Genomic DNA, 14594 nt, shown 5'->3' with positions numbered 1-14594 from the left:
CATGCCTCTGACTTCCCGACTCGCGCGCCTTGCCCTGCTCGGCAGCCTCTGCCTGGCCGGTGCTTCGCCCCTCGCCGCGCTCGACGACTTCCAGTTGGTCGAGTTTGCCGCGCCTCAGAAAAAGGGTGCCTTCCCGCTGTTCGCCGCCCGGCAGACGCCGCCGACGCTCGTGGTCGAAGCCTCTGCGCCCGCCGGTCTGAAGCGGGCGGGCAACGATCTCGCGGGCGACCTGCAGGCGGTGACCGGCAAGGAATACACGGTCGCCGAAGCCACAAATCGCCTGCCCAAGCAGGTTGTCTTGCTCGCGACGGCGGGCGAGAGCCCCTTGCTCGATCAACTGGTGCAGGCGGGCAAGCTGGACCTCTCCGCCATCGACGGCAAATGGGAGGCGTTCCAGATCGAGGTGGTCGAAAAGCCATGGCCCGGCGTGGAGCAGGCGCTGGTCGTCGTCGGCAGCGACCTGCGGGGCGCCATTTACGGCACCTATACGCTGTCGGAACACATTGGCGTCTCGCCTTGGTATTGGTGGGCCGACGTGCCGGTGGATCAACACGACGCGCTCTACTGGCCCCAAGGGCGGCGCCACGTCGACGACGGCCCCACGGTGCAATACCGTGGCATCTTCCTCAACGACGAGGCCCCGGCGCTGACGGGCTGGGTCAACGAGAAGTTTGGCGGCTATAACCACCAGTTTTACGAGCACGTCTTCGAGCTGCTGCTGCGGCTCAAGGCCAACTACCTCTGGCCCGCCATGTGGGACGCCGCCTTCAACGACGACGACCCGCTCAATGCCGAGCTGGCGGCTGAATACGGCATCGTGATGGGCACCTCGCACCACGAGCCGATGATGCGCGCCCACAAGGAATGGCGCAAATACGGTGAAGGCCGTTGGGATTACTCGACCAACGAGGAAACCTTGCGCGAGTTCTGGCAAGGCGCGCTGGAACGCAACCGCGACCATCCCAACATCATCACGCTGGGCATGCGCGGCGACGGCGACGAAGCCATGTCGGAAGAAACCAACGTGGCCCTGCTGGAGCGCATCGTGGACGACCAGCGTGCGATGATCGCCGAGGCCTTTGGCCGCCCGCTGGAGGACGTGCCGCAAGTCTGGGCGCTCTACAAGGAGGTGCAGTCTTACTACGAGCACGGGATGCGCGTGCCCGACGACGTGACGCTGCTTTGGTGCGACGACAACTGGGGCAACATCCGCCGCCTGCCGCGCCCGGAAGAGCGCACCCGCTCCGGCGGAGCAGGGGTGTATTATCACTTCGATTACGTGGGCGATCCGCGCTCCTACAAGTGGATCAACTCCGCGCATCTCCCGCGGGTGTGGGAGCAGATGCACCTCGCCTGGCAGTATGACGCCAACAAGATCTGGATCGTAAACGTCGGCGACCTCAAGCCGATGGAGTACCCAATCGAGTTTTTCCTGACCTACGCATGGGATCCGGCCAAGTGGCCCTACGAGCGCCTGACTGAGTATTCCGAGCGCTGGGCCACCCGCGAATTTGGACCCGAACAGGCTGAGGACATCGCTCAGCTGATGCGCGGCTATTCGCACCTCAATTCCCGCCGCAAGCCGGAGCTGCTTTCACCCGAAGTCTACAACCCCGTGGCCTACCGCGAGGCCGAGCGCGTGCTGGCGGAGTGGCAGGAGCTGGTCGAGTTGACAGACAGAGTTTCGGCGGATTTACCGGCGGCGTATCAGGATGCTTACTTCCAGCTCGTGGACTATCCGGTCAAAGCTTCGGCCGTTGTGAACGAGCTGTATCTGTCGGCGGCGTGGAACCGCGTCTACGCTCCGCAGGGCCGCACTGCGACCAACGCCATGGCCGACCGCGCCCGTGAGCTCTTCGCGCAGGATGCCGAGCTGGCCCTCGCCTACAACGAAGACCTCGCCGACGGCAAATGGTCGCACTTCATGGACCAGAACAACCTCGGCTACACCATCTGGCAGCAGCCCGAGCGCGAGTTCATGCCCGCAGTCACGTGGATGCACGCGCCCAAGGGCTCGGAGATGGCCGTCGCACTCGAAGGCCGCTACGGCTCATGGCCCACGCACGACATTTTTCAGGGCCCCTCGCGCCTGCCTGTACTGACCTCGCTGCAAGGTGGCGAGTCGCGCTGGATCGAGGTCTTCAACCGCAGTCAGGACCCCTTCGATTACACCGTGAAGACCTCCCAGCCGTGGGTAAAGGTAAGCGGCTCCAGCGGCAAGGTGTCGCTGACCGAGCGTTTGGAGGTGTCTGTCGACTGGACGCGCGTGCCGGTGGGTGATTCCGAGGCACAGATCGAGATCAGCGGCCCGCACGAGCGAACGGTCATGGTGACGCTGCCGCTGCGCAAATACGCGCCCGACCACTTCCGCGGCTTCTCCGGCTTTGTCGAAACCAACGGCTACGTCTCGATGCCCGCCTCTGGCTTCAGCCGCAATCTCCCGGCGGGCGATCTCGCCTGGCGCGTGCTGGAAGACTTCGGCAACGCGCACGACGGCGTCACGCCCTTCCCGGTGCTGGCGGAGCCGGTTGAGCCGATCGATGGCCAGTCGCCGCGCCTCGAATACGATTTCTACCTCGAAAGCATGGGCGAGGCGGAGTTGATCCTGTCGTTTTCGCCCACCTTCGACTTCCAGTCGGAGCCCGGCATACGCTTTGCGGTGTCGGTCGACGGGCAGGAGCCGCAGGTGCACGGCCTCGGACTGTCGCAGACCGACAAGCGCTGGGAGGAAGCCGTGGCGCACAACCTCTTGCAGATCCGCCTGCCCCTGAATTTCGACCGCACGGGCAAGCACACGCTCAAGGTCTGGATGATCGACCCTGGGCCCGTGTTGCAACACCTCCAGCTCGACCTCGGCGGCCTGCAACCCAGCTACCTCGGCGCACCAGCCAGCCCTCGCGTTCCTTAAAAATAACTGCCAACCTCTTTTGGCCGGTCCTGCTCTTGTAGTGGGGCCGGCCCTTTGCCTTTTCCACCTACCCATGAAACTCGGACTTGGACTTTACCGGCACATGCTCACGCCGGAGAATTTCCGCTTTGCCAAGCAGGCGGGCGCGACGCACATCGTCGCCCACCTCGTCGACTACTTCCGGGGCGGCGCAACCGCTCACGGCACGGACGACCAGCCGACCGGCACGGACCGGGGCTGGGGGCTGGCGGGCGATCCCGATCAGCTCTGGACGCTCGAAGAGCTCGTGGCGCTGCGCCGCTCGGTCGAAGAAGCCGGGCTGAAGCTGGAGGCAATCGAGAACTTCGACCCCGCCCACTGGCACGACGTGTTGCTCGACGGGCCGAAGCGCGACGCCCAGATGGAGGGCCTCAAGACGATCATTCGCCGCATGGGGCAGGTTGGTATTCCCGTGATGGGTTACAACTTCTCGATTGCAGGCGTGGCGGGCCGCACTGTCGGCACCTACGCGCGCGGCGAGGCCCCTTCCGTCGGCATGGAAGGCCCTTATGACCAGCCGATGACAAAAGGCATGGTCTGGAATATGGTCTACGACCCCAGCACCAAGGGCGACGAAATCGAACCTTCTATCACGCCCGAGCAGTTATGGGATCGCTACACCCGCTTCATCCGCGAGCTGGCACCCGTGGCCGAAGAGGCGGGCGTGACCCTCGCTGCGCACCCCGACGACCCACCCATGCCGACCGTCCGGGGCCAGCCGCGCCTTGTCTACCAGCCCCACCTTTACCAGAAGATGATCGACCTCGAGCCCAGTCGCGCCAACCAGCTGGAGTTTTGCATCGGCTCGCTCGCCGAAATGACGGAGGGCGACATCTACGAGGTGGTCGACCAATTCAGCCGCCTCAACCGTCTCGGCTACGTGCACTTCCGCAACGTGGTGGGCAAGGTGCCGACCTACAAGGAAAGCTTTGTCGACGACGGCGATGTCGATATGGTGCGCGTGATTCAGATCCTGCACGCCAACGGATTCCAAGGAGTGCTCATTCCCGATCATTGCCCCCAAATGGCCTGCGCCGCCCCCTGGCACGCCGGTATGGCCTACGCGCTCGGCTACATGAAGGGCGTGATGGGCACCCTGGGTATCAAGCAAGGCAAGTAAACACCCATGAAGACCTTTTCCGAAGCATTCTCGCTTGTCGGCCAACGCGCCGTCATCACCGGCGGTGGCACCGGCATCGGCCTCGCTATCGCGCAGGCCCTCCACGCGGCGGGCGCCCACGTCATCCTGCTGGGGCGCCGCGAGGCCGAGCTGCAAAACGCCGTTGCCACGATGGGCGAGCGTGCCGCCTACGCCTGCTACGACGTGACGGATTTTGACGCCGCCCCGGCTCTCGCCGAGCGCCTGGAAGCCGAATACGGGCCCGTCTCCTGCCTCGTCAACAACGCCGGCATTCATCTGAAAAAGCCCGCGATGGAGACGAGTGTGGCCGAGTTCCAGCGCGTGCTCGATACCCACCTGCTCGGCGCCCATGCCCTCACCTGCGCCTTCGCTCCCCGCATGGCCGCGCGAGGGGAGGGCTCCGTGCTCTTCACCGCCTCGATGGCCTCGCTCTTCGGCATCCCGAAGGTGATTGCCTACACCGCCGCCAAATCGGCCTACGTCGGTGTGGTCAAAGGCCTTGCGACCGAGCTTTCGCCCGACGGCGTGCGCGTCAACGCCATCGCCCCCGGCTGGATCGAGACCGAGATGTCCCGCAAAGCCCTCGATGGCGACCCCGCCCGCAAAGCCAAGATCCTGGGTCGTACCCCGATGAACAAGCTCGGCCAACCCGAAGACATCGGCTGGGCGGCCGTCTACCTCGCGTCCCCCGCCGCCGCCTTTGTCACCGGCGTCATCCTGCCCGTCGACGGCGGGGTGAGCGTCGGGTTTTAGGCTTTCGCCGTGGGCTGCCTGAGAGCCGCGTCCAGCCTCGCCTGGGCGCGCCGTGCAGCCCGTAGCAGGAGGAACCCGATCAAGAGCAGCACGCCGGCGCAAAAGAGGAAAGCCGCGCGGCCCGAGAGGGAATTCGGGATGGCGACCGCCAGCAGCAGCATGAAGCCGCCAAAGGCCGTCGCCATCCAGCCGATGATGCGATTCTGCGGAGCGTCCAACTCCGAAGTCATTTCATCGGCTTCCACCGGGCGGTGAAGATCGTCAAAGAAATCCTGCACCTCTCGTTCCCGGGTCGGCTTGAGGCCCCGGTAAAAGAGCTTGGTGAAGAAGAACCAGGCCACCGCCAGCCCCACATTCAGGAAGACGAGCATGGAGTAGAGGTAGTCCTGCTCCTCCCGCGGGCTCAAGTCCAGGCCCAGCAGCCCCTCGAACCACTGGGAATCGAGCCATGCGCCCGCCTGGCCGAGGTTCCCAAAGCCAATGCCCGTGATCAGATAGGCGTTGAGCAAGCCGATCAAGGCCGTGCTCCAGCCCGCCCAATCGGGCACGCGCCGGATGAACAGGCAGAGGATCGCCGGCACCGCCACCGGCACCGCCACCATGGCCCCAAAGTTGAGCATGATCTCGAAAAGGCCAAGCCCCTCGTTTTGCGCAGCCAGATACTCGATATACAAGGCCAGCCCAATCACCGCGCACCCCATGAAAATGGTCGTCAGGATACTCGCGTAAAACAGCTCCTTCTCCGACGCGGCCTTGCGCAAGACCGGCTTGTAGAAATTGAGCACGAAGAACCCGGCGTTTTTGTTCAACCCGCTGTCCATCGACGACATGGTGGCAGCAAACATGCCCACGATCAAAAGACCGAGCATGCCCGACGGCAGTAATTGCTGCGCCGCCACCACATAGGCCAGCTCACTGGGTACGGCGATCTCGGCCGACACATACGCACTCAAATCGGGATACAGGACCGATGCCGCCAATGGTGGGATAAACCAGATTACCGAGCCGCCCAGGAACAAGATGCAGGCCAGCAGGGCCGCCCCTCGCGCATGGCCGGAGTCGCGCGCATTGAGGTAACGATTCGCGTTGGTGATGGAGTTGGTCGAGACGATCTGCTTGACCAGCACCATCATCATCCAGAACACGACCAGAGGCTCAAAGGTGACACCAGTGCCCAGCATCGACTCCTGGGGCAGGCTCTGGAAAAGCGTTACCGGCCCCCCGACCGCTGACAGCGCAAAGGCGGACATCACCACCGTGATCAGCATGAGGAGGGTCAGTTGGATAAAGTCCGTCGCCGAGACCGCCCAAGCCCCGCCCACGACCGAGATGACCATCACCACCACCCCCACACCGACGATGGTCGATGTCAGCTCGAAGCCCGGGAACGCCTGGGCGAAAAATTTCGAAACGGCGTTGAGCCAGATCGCAGCGTAGATCAGCCCGACCGGGATTTGAGACCAAGTGTAAAACTGCTCGTTGCCCGGCCCCAGCCTCCGCCGAATGGCCTGGATGGCCGTAATCACCCGCGCCTGTCGCAGCATCGGGGCAATCAGCAGGTAGTTGAGGAAAAACCCCACCGCATTGGCGATAAAGACAGTGAGGATGATCAGCCCGTCGGTATAAGCCTTGCCAGCCGCCCCGATAAACGTCCACGCGCTGAATTGCGTCATGAAGGCCGAGCTGCCCGCCATCCACCAGAACATCTTCCCCCCTCCGCGGAAGTAGTCGCTCGTGTTGGTCAGGAATTTACGGAAGATGACGCCCGCACTCACGATGAACAGGAGGTACAGGGCGATAACGGCGTAATCAGCAACGGAAATCATGGGGTAGGGGAGAAGGGGTGAACAAATAAACCTGTGGGGAATGTCTGATAATTATTAGTCAACGAAGCGTGGTCAACCTTTTCCGGCAGGGCGATCTGGATCGATCCGGGCTGCTCTTGCCAAAACGGCAGCCCAACACACACATACCTTAACAGCAGGAGAAAGCTTTGCACGCCGGACTAAGACAGCCGATCAACGCCCCGCATCCGCTCGGCTCTTCCCCATACATCTGTGAGCGATTCGGGCAATTTCAAGCGCAGTTCCAGCGTTTCATAGCTGATCCTAGTCAGCGGGCGTCGACCTGATCGTAGAAGCTGTAACCGCAAGAAGAAGAGAGCCTTTGTTCAAGTCACTCTGCTCAGCTTGAGACACCTCTGGCGCGCATTGACGCCGCCTCACCTGTAGACGCCATCTTCTTCGCTCATCCCTAAAAAGGCGACCTATAGAGACTGAAAAACCCGCAAGTTTTTGCGGGTTAATTCTTTCGAAAATGGCGGAGAGAGAGGGATTCGAACCCTCGGTGCCATCTCTGGCACACACGATTTCCAATCGTGCACATTCGGCCACTCTGTCACCTCTCCAGTAGAAAGGGGTGAGCAGAAGCGTTTTTCGTGGGCTCGTCAACTCTTATTGGTGGAGAAAGTTGCGGACCCGCTATTGGTGCGGGCTGGGGGGCGGGGCTCGTTTCCTCTTACAAACAGCTTGCCTGTCTTTTGATCGCCGCCATTAGTTAGGTACTTGCAATCGGGGCGAGCCACCTACAGGCTGGGTTTTGCTTCGATTATCTTGGACTTTTTTGACTGATGGTTACTGCCAAAGATTACACCTACGATAGCCGGATTGAGGGCGATGTGGTGGTCACGCAGCTGGATGCGGCCATCAACTGGATCCGCAGCCACTCCGTGTGGCCGATGCCGATGGGCCTGGCCTGCTGCGCAATCGAGCTGATGGGCGTGGGTGCCTCCCGTTTCGACATCTCCCGCTTCGGCATGGAGGTCATGCGCTTCAGCCCCCGCCAGTGCGATTGCATGATCGTGGCGGGCACCGTCACCTACAAGATGGCAGAAGCCGTGCGCCGGATTTACGACCAGATGGCCGAGCCCAAATGGGTAGTGGCGATGGGCGCTTGCGCCTCGTCCGGCGGCATGTATCGCAGCTATGCGGTGTTGCAAGGGGTCGACCGGATCGTCCCTGTCGACGTCTACGTCTCCGGTTGCCCGCCGCGGCCCGAGGCTTTGCTGGACGCGATGATCAAGCTGCAGAGCAAGATCCAGCGTGAACACTCCAGCCAGACGCTGCTGAAGAACCGCGAGACCCGCGAGCTCGCCTATAAATCTTGAACCAACCGGGCCGGGTCTATCATCCTCCCGCCTTTTGACGAAGTTGCATCGCTATGTCTGAATTGACTGACGACCTGCTCCAGGCTTTCCCTTATCTGACCACGCGGCCCAGTCGCGACTGGCCGGCCTTCGACTGCCCGCCGGAGCACCTGCTTGCATTCCTCCAGGCTCTCCGTGAGGAATATGGCTACGATTTCCTCAGCGACGTGACGGCGATCGACTGGTATGAGGAGTCCCCGCGCTTCGTGGTGGTCTACCACCTCTACTCGATCCAGCAGTCGCGCTACATCCGCGTCGCGACGCCTTGTGTGGACGACAATGAGCCGAGCGTACCCAGCGTGGCCGGCCTCTGGCCCACGGCCGACTGGCATGAGCGCGAGACCTACGACATGTTTGGCATCAAGTTCGTCGGCCACCCCGACCTGCGCCGCATCCTGATGTGGGAGAGCTACCCGTATTTCCCCCTGCGCAAGGAATTCCCGCTGGCGGGCCACGAAGTGGAGCTGCCCAACGAGGAGATCGCTGAGCGCACCGGCGTGAAGGTGAAGCCGGCCCCGATGATGGGCGGGCCCTTCCACTCTGGCCAGACCGGCCCGATGTCGCGCCGCGAGCCCCGTGCCGACGACGAGTCCTGGAACGAGACCAAGCCCCGCCCGGACGAGCTCGAAAGCTTCGAAAAGCCGCGCGAGTTCCGCGAATCCGCCCGCAAGGAGCAATAACCGACCCCCTTTTATTTTCCATGGCCATCAAAGAAGTCAGTATCGGCGACATCAGCGCCCGCAGCGCCGCCGCCGAGGGCGAATTCAAGGGCGACCACCTCGTGGTCAACATGGGCCCCTCCCACCCGGCGACCCACGGCGTGCTGCGCCTGAAGCTGGAGCTGGACGGCGAGACCATCACCAAGTGCGAGCCTGTGCTGGGCTACCTGCACCGTGGTGACGAAAAGATCGCCGAAAACATGACCTACAACCAGTTCGTGCCCTATACGGACCGGTTGGACTACATCGGGCCGATCCACAACAACGTTACCTTTGCCCTTGCGGTCGAAAAGCTGGCAGGCATCAAGGTCCCGCCGCGTTGTGAAGCCATCCGCCTGCTCTGCTGCGAGCTGGCCCGCCTGCAGAGCCACTTGCTCGGTGTCGGCGTGTATGCGATGGACTGCGGCTCCATCACCGCGTTCATGTATACCTTTACCGAGCGCGAAAAGCTTTACAGCTTGATGGAGCAGCTCTGCGGCGCCCGCTTCACCACCAGCTACACCCGTATTGGCGGTCTGATGCGCGACATCCCCGACGGCTGGCTGGGCAATGTGCGCAAGGTAGTGGATGAGATGGAGCCGGTGATCGACGAACTCGACGCCCTCATCACCCGCAACCGCATTTTCTACGACCGCGCCTACGGTCTGGGCGTGATCACGAAGGAAGACGCCATCGCCTACGGCCTGACCGGCCCGAACCTGCGCGCCAGTGGCGTGGCGCTCGACCTGCGCAAGGACGACCCTTACCTCGGCTATGAGAACTACGAGTTCGACGTGCCGATTGGCTCGACTGGCGACTGCTACGACCGCTGGCTTGTCCGCATGGTCGAGTTGCGCGAGTCGATTAAAATCGTCAAGCAAGCGATCGACAACATGCCCGACGGCCCCTGGTATGCCGAAGAGGCCAAGAAGATCTTCGCCCCGCGCAAAGACAAGGTCATGACGAGCATGGAAGAGCTGATCCAGAACTTCATGATCGTGACCGAAGGCCCCCAGATCCCGGCGGGCGAAGTCTACTTCGAGGCCGAAAACCCGAAGGGCCTGCTCGGCTTCTACATCGTCTCCAAGGGCGGTGGCGTGCCTTACCGCATGAAGATCCGCTCCCCCTCGTTCTGCAACCTTTCCATTCTGCCCAAGATCGTGCCCGGGCACATGGTCGCCGACGTCCCTGTCATCCTCGGCTCGCTCGACTTCGTGATGGGCGAATGCGACCGCTAAGCGCTGAATCCTGCACCGATTTCCCATGGCTTTCGAACCGTCCCAGCCACTCCGCGAATACACCGAGAAGCTCATCCCGCGCTACCCGCAAAAGCGGAGCGCGATCATGATGATCCTCCACTTTATCCAGCGCGAGCAGGGCTTTATCTCCCTCGAAGCGCAGGAGTGGGTGGCCGCGCAGCTCGACCTGCAGCCCATCCAGGTGCGCGAAGTCGTCACCTTCTACCCGTTCTACCGCGAGCACCCCGTCGGCAAGAAGTTCATTCGCGTCTGCCGAACGCTCTCCTGCGCGCTCAACGGCGGTTACAAGGTGTGCGACAAGTTCCTGGCCGAGTTTGACGCCAAGCTGGGCCACACCTCGCCCGACGGACGCGTCACGGTCGAGTTTGCCGAGTGCCTGGCTTCCTGCGGCACCGCGCCCGTCGCCATGATCGACGACGACCTCTACGAAAACCTGACCGAAGACAAGGTCAAGGAACTGTGCGACCGCATCAAGGCGGAAGTCCCCGCCGAAACCCCGGCCCCCGCCGCCGACACGCACCACCACTAAGCCTTTGCCGTCATGATTGTCGCCCCCAAGCGCACGGAGATCCACCCGAAGGAACGCCGCATGATCCTCAAGCATGCGGACGATCCCAATTACGATACTTCCATCGACTGCTACATGCGCCATGGTGGCTACGAGGTGCTGAAAAAGGCCCTCGCGATGAAGCCCGAAGAGGTGCAGGACCACGTCATGAAGGCCGGCATCCGCGGCCGGGGTGGGGCAGGGTTCCCTGCCGGCATGAAGTGGAAGTTCCTCGACCGCAAGAGCGGGAAGCCGATCTACCTCATCTGCAATGCAGACGAATCGGAGCCCGGCACCTTCAAGGACCGCCAGATCATGCACAAAGACCCGCACCAGTTGGTCGAAGGCATGATGATCGCCGCCTGGGCCACCAACACGGCCAAAGCCTTTATCTACATCCGCGAAGAGATGCCGCACGGCGCTCTGATCCTGGAGCAGGCGATCGAAGAAGCCCGCGCCAAGGGCTTCGTGGGCGATAACATCGGCGGCAGCGGCTACTCGTGCGACTTGATCGTCCACCGCGGGGCCGCCGCTTACATTTGTGGCGAGGAAACCGGCCTCATCGAGTCCCTCGAAGGCAAGCGCGCTTATCCGCGGATCAAGCCCCCATATTTCCCGGCCGCCCTCGGCCTCTACATGTGCCCCACCATCGTGAACAACGTGGAGACCCTCTGCCACGTGAAGCACGCGGTGGACATGGGCGGCGACGAATACGCCAAGCTCGGCACGCCCAACAACTCCGGCACCCGCATCTGGAGCCTCTCCGGCCACGTGCAGCGCCCCGGCTATTACGAGCTGGAAAACGGCAAGCACACCTACGGCGAGCTGATCTACGACATCGGTGGCGGCCTCAAGCCCGGCCGCAGCCTGCTCGCCGTCATCCCCGGCGGGTCCAGCTCCAAGGTCTGGCGCGCGGGCGACCGCTTCAAAGGCAAGAACCGCGACGGCAGCGAGTATGATTGGGGTATCGAAGACGTGCCGCTCAATTTCGACGGCCCCGCCGCAGCCGGCTCCATGAGCGGCTCCGGTGCCGTGATCGTGGTCGACGACTCGGTCGACATCGTCGACGTGCTCGCCAACATCAACGCTTTTTACGCCCACGAAAGCTGCGGCCAGTGCACGCCCTGCCGCGAAGGCAGCCTGTGGATGAAGAAGATCACCTCCCGCATGGCCGCCGGCCAAGCCCGGGTGGAAGACGTCGACCTGCTCGCGAGCATCGGCGACCAGATTGCTGGCCGCACCATCTGCGCCCACGGCGAAGCCTGCGCCTGGCCCACCCAAAGCTTCGTCGCCAAATTCCGCGACAAGTTCATCGAGCGCGCCCAACGCCAGGCAGCCTCCGGCACCGGGGAGACCCGCCTCATCTAGCCTTAACGGGCGCCCGCGCCCCTCACGCACACCACTTTCCTCGCAATGAGCGAACAACCCAGCAACCTCATCACCATCAACCTGAACGGCAAGGACGTGCAGGTGGAGCCGGGCCTGAACATCATCGAGGCGACGAATCGCTTCGGGGTCGAGGTGCCTCACTACTGCTACCACCCGCACCTCAGCGTGCCCGGCAACTGCCGCATGTGCTTGGTGGAGATGGGCATGCCCGGCAAAGACCGCGCCACCGGCGAGCCCATGCTCAACCCCGACGGCACGCCCCAGATCATGTGGGTGCCCAAGCCCGTGATCGGCTGCGCGACCAAGATCGCGCCCGGGATGCACATCAAGACCGAGTCCGACTCTGTCAAGGAGTGCCGCGAAGGCGTGATGGAGTTCCTCCTCATCAATCACCCCCTCGATTGCCCGATTTGCGACCAGGCCGGTGAGTGCCGCCTGCAGGAGTTTGCTACCGATTATGGCCGCGGTTACAGCCGCTTCGTCGAGCGCAAGAACGTCAAGCCCAAGCGCACCCGCATCGGGCCGCGTGTCATGCTCGACGACGAACGCTGCATCCTCTGCAGCCGCTGCGTGCGCTTCTGCAACGAAGTCATCGGCAAGCCCATCCTCGGCTTCACCGAGCGCGGCAGCTACAGCACCTTGACAACTTTCCCTGGCAAGGAGCTGGACGACAATTACTCGCTCAACACCGTCGACATCTGCCCCGTCGGCGCGCTCACCAGCACCGATTTCCGCTTCAAGATGCGCGTCTGGTTCCTCAAGGAAACCGACAGCATCGACACCGAGTCCAGCGTCGGCTGCAACACCGTGGTCGGCAGCCGCGAAGGCAAGATCCACCGGATCACCCCGCGCCGCAACGACCAGGTCAACGACACCTGGATGCCCGACACCGGCCGCATGCTCTACAAGCAAGTCGAGGCCGAAGACCGCCTGACCACCTACAGCATCGCAGGCAAACCCTGCACCGGCGAAGAAGCCGTCAAGGCCGCCGCCGAGCTGCTGCTGCAAGGGCAGGGCAAGGTGGCCATCGTCGGCAGCGGACGCCTGAGCCTCGAAGAGCAGTTCCTGCTCAAGAAGATCGCCAGCGTCCTCAACGACGCCCCGACATACCTTGTGGCCCGCTATGGCGAGCCCGACGGCAAGCTGATTTCGGCCGACCGTAACCCCAATGTCCGCGGTGCCCTCTTGACCGGCCTCATTTCCGAGCTGCCCGAAGAGCAACTGGCGACCCTGCGCGGCAAGCTCGAAAACGGCGAAGTCACCCACCTCCTCGTGGTGGGCGAAGACCTCACCGCCGCTGGCATCCCGGCCGAGCTGGTCAAGCAGGCTCAAGTCGCCTACATCGGCACGCAACACTGCGACACCTGCCAACATTCGAAGATCGAGCTGCCCTTGCTCACCGCCTTCGAAAAGTCCGGCACCTTTGTGAACCAGCAGTTCCGCGTGCAGAAGTTCCACCAGGCCGTCGCGGGCCCCGTCGGCACGCTCTTTGGCCTCAGCACCTTTACCAAGCTGTATGCCGCGCTCACCGGCGAGTCGCCCTACGCGCCCAGCCCGGCCGCGATCTGGAGCCACCTCGCCGCCGAAGTGCCCGAGCTGGCCGGCCTGCGCTACCAGGACATCCCCGGCACCGGCAAGGTGCTCGACGCCAGCCGCTTCGCCCAAGTTCCTTTCCGCGAGGGCAAATCCCTCCACTACACCCCGGCGGCGGAGGCCGCCAACGCCTAAGCGCTTGCCGCCATGGACTTCCTCCTCGAAAACCCTCTGCTTCTCGCGCTGGTCAAGTCGCTGATCATGGTCGGCGTCGTGATGGGCATGGCCGCTTACGCCGTTTTGGCGGAGCGCAAGGTCTGCGCCTGGATCCAGGGGCGCCCCGGCCCGAACCGCACCAAGCTGCCGATCCTGGGCGATCTCCCCATCATCGGGCCCTTCCTCACCCGGCTGGGCATCTGGCAACCGATGGCCGACGGCCTCAAGTTCCTCGTCAAGGAGGAGCCCACCCCCGGCCACGTCAAGCGCTTCTATTATATCCTCGCGCCCATCGTCTCGTTCATCCCTGCGATGACCACGATGACGGTGCTGCCCGTCGGCATCTGGAAGACCGATGAAGGCACGCTGCCCCTCGTCCTGGCCAACCTCGACATCGGCATCCTCTTCATCCTGGCGATCAGCTCGCTGGGGGTGTACGGGATCGTGCTCGGTGCCTGGGCCGGTAACAACAAGTACTCCTTCTTCGGCGGCGTGCGCTCCTCGGCGCAGATGATCTCCTACGAGCTCGCGCTGGGCATGAGCATCCTGCCGGTGTTCATGTGGGCCAACGGCCCGACCGGCGGTCTCGGCGACCTCACGCTGTTCAACGTCGTGACCTCGCAGACGGCCCTGTGGAACGTCATCTGGATGCCCATCCCGGCCTTCGTGTACCTGACCGCGCTTTTTGCCGAGACGAACCGTCTGCCTTTCGACATGCCCGAAACCGAGACCGAGCTGGTCGGCGGTTTCCACACCGAGTACGGCGGCTTCAAGTTCGGCCTGTACTTCACCGGTGAATACGCGCACATGGTCATCGGCTCGGCTATCTTCACTCTGCTGCTCTTCGGCGGGTGGCAGTTCCTGCCGACCTTTGGGGTCCTGCCGGACTGGGTCGCCAACCCGTGG

General features: G+C 63.1%; 11 protein-coding genes and 1 tRNA gene. 10 read left to right on the top strand and 2 right to left on the bottom strand.

The genetic code is table 11. The features are described 5' to 3' along the window. The first annotated feature begins 1 nt into the window (after position 1). From Q7P63_06800 to Q7P63_06790, 3 genes are all read left to right on the top strand, one after another. Complete coding sequence (locus tag Q7P63_06800; protein ID MDP0499794.1) at positions 2–2908, top strand: glycosyl hydrolase 115 family protein; 2907 nt, start codon at positions 2–4, stop codon at positions 2906–2908. Positions 2909–2981: 73 nt separating this feature from the next. Beyond that, entirely contained in the window at positions 2982–4067 is a 1086-nt protein-coding gene (locus Q7P63_06795; GenBank protein ID MDP0499793.1) for a mannonate dehydratase, read from the top strand. Positions 4068–4073: 6 nt separating this feature from the next. Next, positions 4074–4841, top strand: a complete 768-nt coding sequence (locus Q7P63_06790; GenBank protein ID MDP0499792.1) for an SDR family oxidoreductase — start codon at positions 4074–4076, stop codon at positions 4839–4841. On the opposite strand, the gene Q7P63_06785 is transcribed toward Q7P63_06790, so the two are convergent. Together Q7P63_06785 and Q7P63_06780 are read right to left on the bottom strand one after the other, a co-directional pair. Beyond that, a complete protein-coding gene (locus tag Q7P63_06785) occupies positions 4838–6667 on the bottom strand; it encodes a transporter (protein ID MDP0499791.1) in 1830 nt (609 codons plus the stop codon). The two genes, Q7P63_06790 and Q7P63_06785, sit on opposite strands and share 4 nt — an antisense overlap. A gap of 491 nt (positions 6668–7158) precedes the next feature. Then, positions 7159–7248, bottom strand: a tRNA-Ser gene (locus tag Q7P63_06780). Between the two features lie 222 nt (positions 7249–7470). Here Q7P63_06780 and nuoB point away from each other — a divergent pair. The 7 genes from nuoB to Q7P63_06745 all read left to right on the top strand — a co-directional run. After that, positions 7471–8007: an NADH-quinone oxidoreductase subunit NuoB gene (gene nuoB, locus Q7P63_06775; protein MDP0499790.1), complete on the top strand. Its 537-nt coding sequence runs from the start codon at positions 7471–7473 to the stop codon at positions 8005–8007. Positions 8008–8060: 53 nt separating this feature from the next. Then, positions 8061–8726, top strand: coding sequence for an NADH-quinone oxidoreductase subunit C (locus tag Q7P63_06770; protein MDP0499789.1), 666 nt, complete (start codon positions 8061–8063; stop codon positions 8724–8726). A 20-nt stretch (positions 8727–8746) separates the two neighbouring features. After that, positions 8747–9982, top strand: coding sequence for an NADH dehydrogenase (quinone) subunit D (nuoD, locus tag Q7P63_06765; protein ID MDP0499788.1), 1236 nt, complete (start codon positions 8747–8749; stop codon positions 9980–9982). Positions 9983–10007: 25 nt separating this feature from the next. Next, positions 10008–10532: an NAD(P)H-dependent oxidoreductase subunit E gene (locus tag Q7P63_06760; GenBank protein MDP0499787.1), complete on the top strand. Its 525-nt coding sequence runs from the start codon at positions 10008–10010 to the stop codon at positions 10530–10532. A gap of 12 nt (positions 10533–10544) precedes the next feature. After that, the gene (nuoF, locus tag Q7P63_06755; GenBank protein MDP0499786.1) at positions 10545–11918 is read left to right on the top strand and encodes an NADH-quinone oxidoreductase subunit NuoF; all 1374 of its coding nucleotides are present in this window, start codon (positions 10545–10547) and stop codon (positions 11916–11918) included. Positions 11919–11963: 45 nt separating this feature from the next. Beyond that, entirely contained in the window at positions 11964–13667 is a 1704-nt protein-coding gene (locus Q7P63_06750; protein MDP0499785.1) for a 2Fe-2S iron-sulfur cluster-binding protein, read from the top strand. A 12-nt stretch (positions 13668–13679) separates the two neighbouring features. Beyond that, a partial coding sequence (locus tag Q7P63_06745; protein ID MDP0499784.1) for an NADH-quinone oxidoreductase subunit H occupies positions 13680–14594 on the top strand: 915 nt, incomplete at its 3' end.

The organism is Verrucomicrobiota bacterium JB022 (assembly GCA_030673845.1).
Classification (GTDB): Bacteria; Verrucomicrobiota; Verrucomicrobiia; order Opitutales; family Oceanipulchritudinaceae; genus WOUP01.
The sequence above is the reverse complement of the archived record's forward strand: the minus strand, read 5'-3'. Positions and strand labels throughout refer to the sequence as shown.

Bases quoted from the DNA above. Each gene is read 5' to 3' on its own strand.
- Q7P63_06800 (MDP0499794.1), top strand. From the start codon at position 2: ATGCCTCTGACTTCCCGACTCGCGCGCCTTGCCCTGCTCGGCAGCCTC.
- Q7P63_06795 (MDP0499793.1), top strand. From the start codon at position 2,982: ATGAAACTCGGACTTGGACTTTACCGGCACATGCTCACGCCGGAGAAT.
- Q7P63_06790 (MDP0499792.1), top strand. From the start codon at position 4,074: ATGAAGACCTTTTCCGAAGCATTCTCGCTTGTCGGCCAACGCGCCGTC.
- Q7P63_06785 (MDP0499791.1), bottom strand. From the start codon at position 6,667: ATGATTTCCGTTGCTGATTACGCCGTTATCGCCCTGTACCTCCTGTTC.
- nuoB (MDP0499790.1), top strand. From the start codon at position 7,471: ATGGTTACTGCCAAAGATTACACCTACGATAGCCGGATTGAGGGCGAT.
- Q7P63_06770 (MDP0499789.1), top strand. From the start codon at position 8,061: ATGTCTGAATTGACTGACGACCTGCTCCAGGCTTTCCCTTATCTGACC.
- nuoD (MDP0499788.1), top strand. From the start codon at position 8,747: ATGGCCATCAAAGAAGTCAGTATCGGCGACATCAGCGCCCGCAGCGCC.
- Q7P63_06760 (MDP0499787.1), top strand. From the start codon at position 10,008: ATGGCTTTCGAACCGTCCCAGCCACTCCGCGAATACACCGAGAAGCTC.
- nuoF (MDP0499786.1), top strand. From the start codon at position 10,545: ATGATTGTCGCCCCCAAGCGCACGGAGATCCACCCGAAGGAACGCCGC.
- Q7P63_06750 (MDP0499785.1), top strand. From the start codon at position 11,964: ATGAGCGAACAACCCAGCAACCTCATCACCATCAACCTGAACGGCAAG.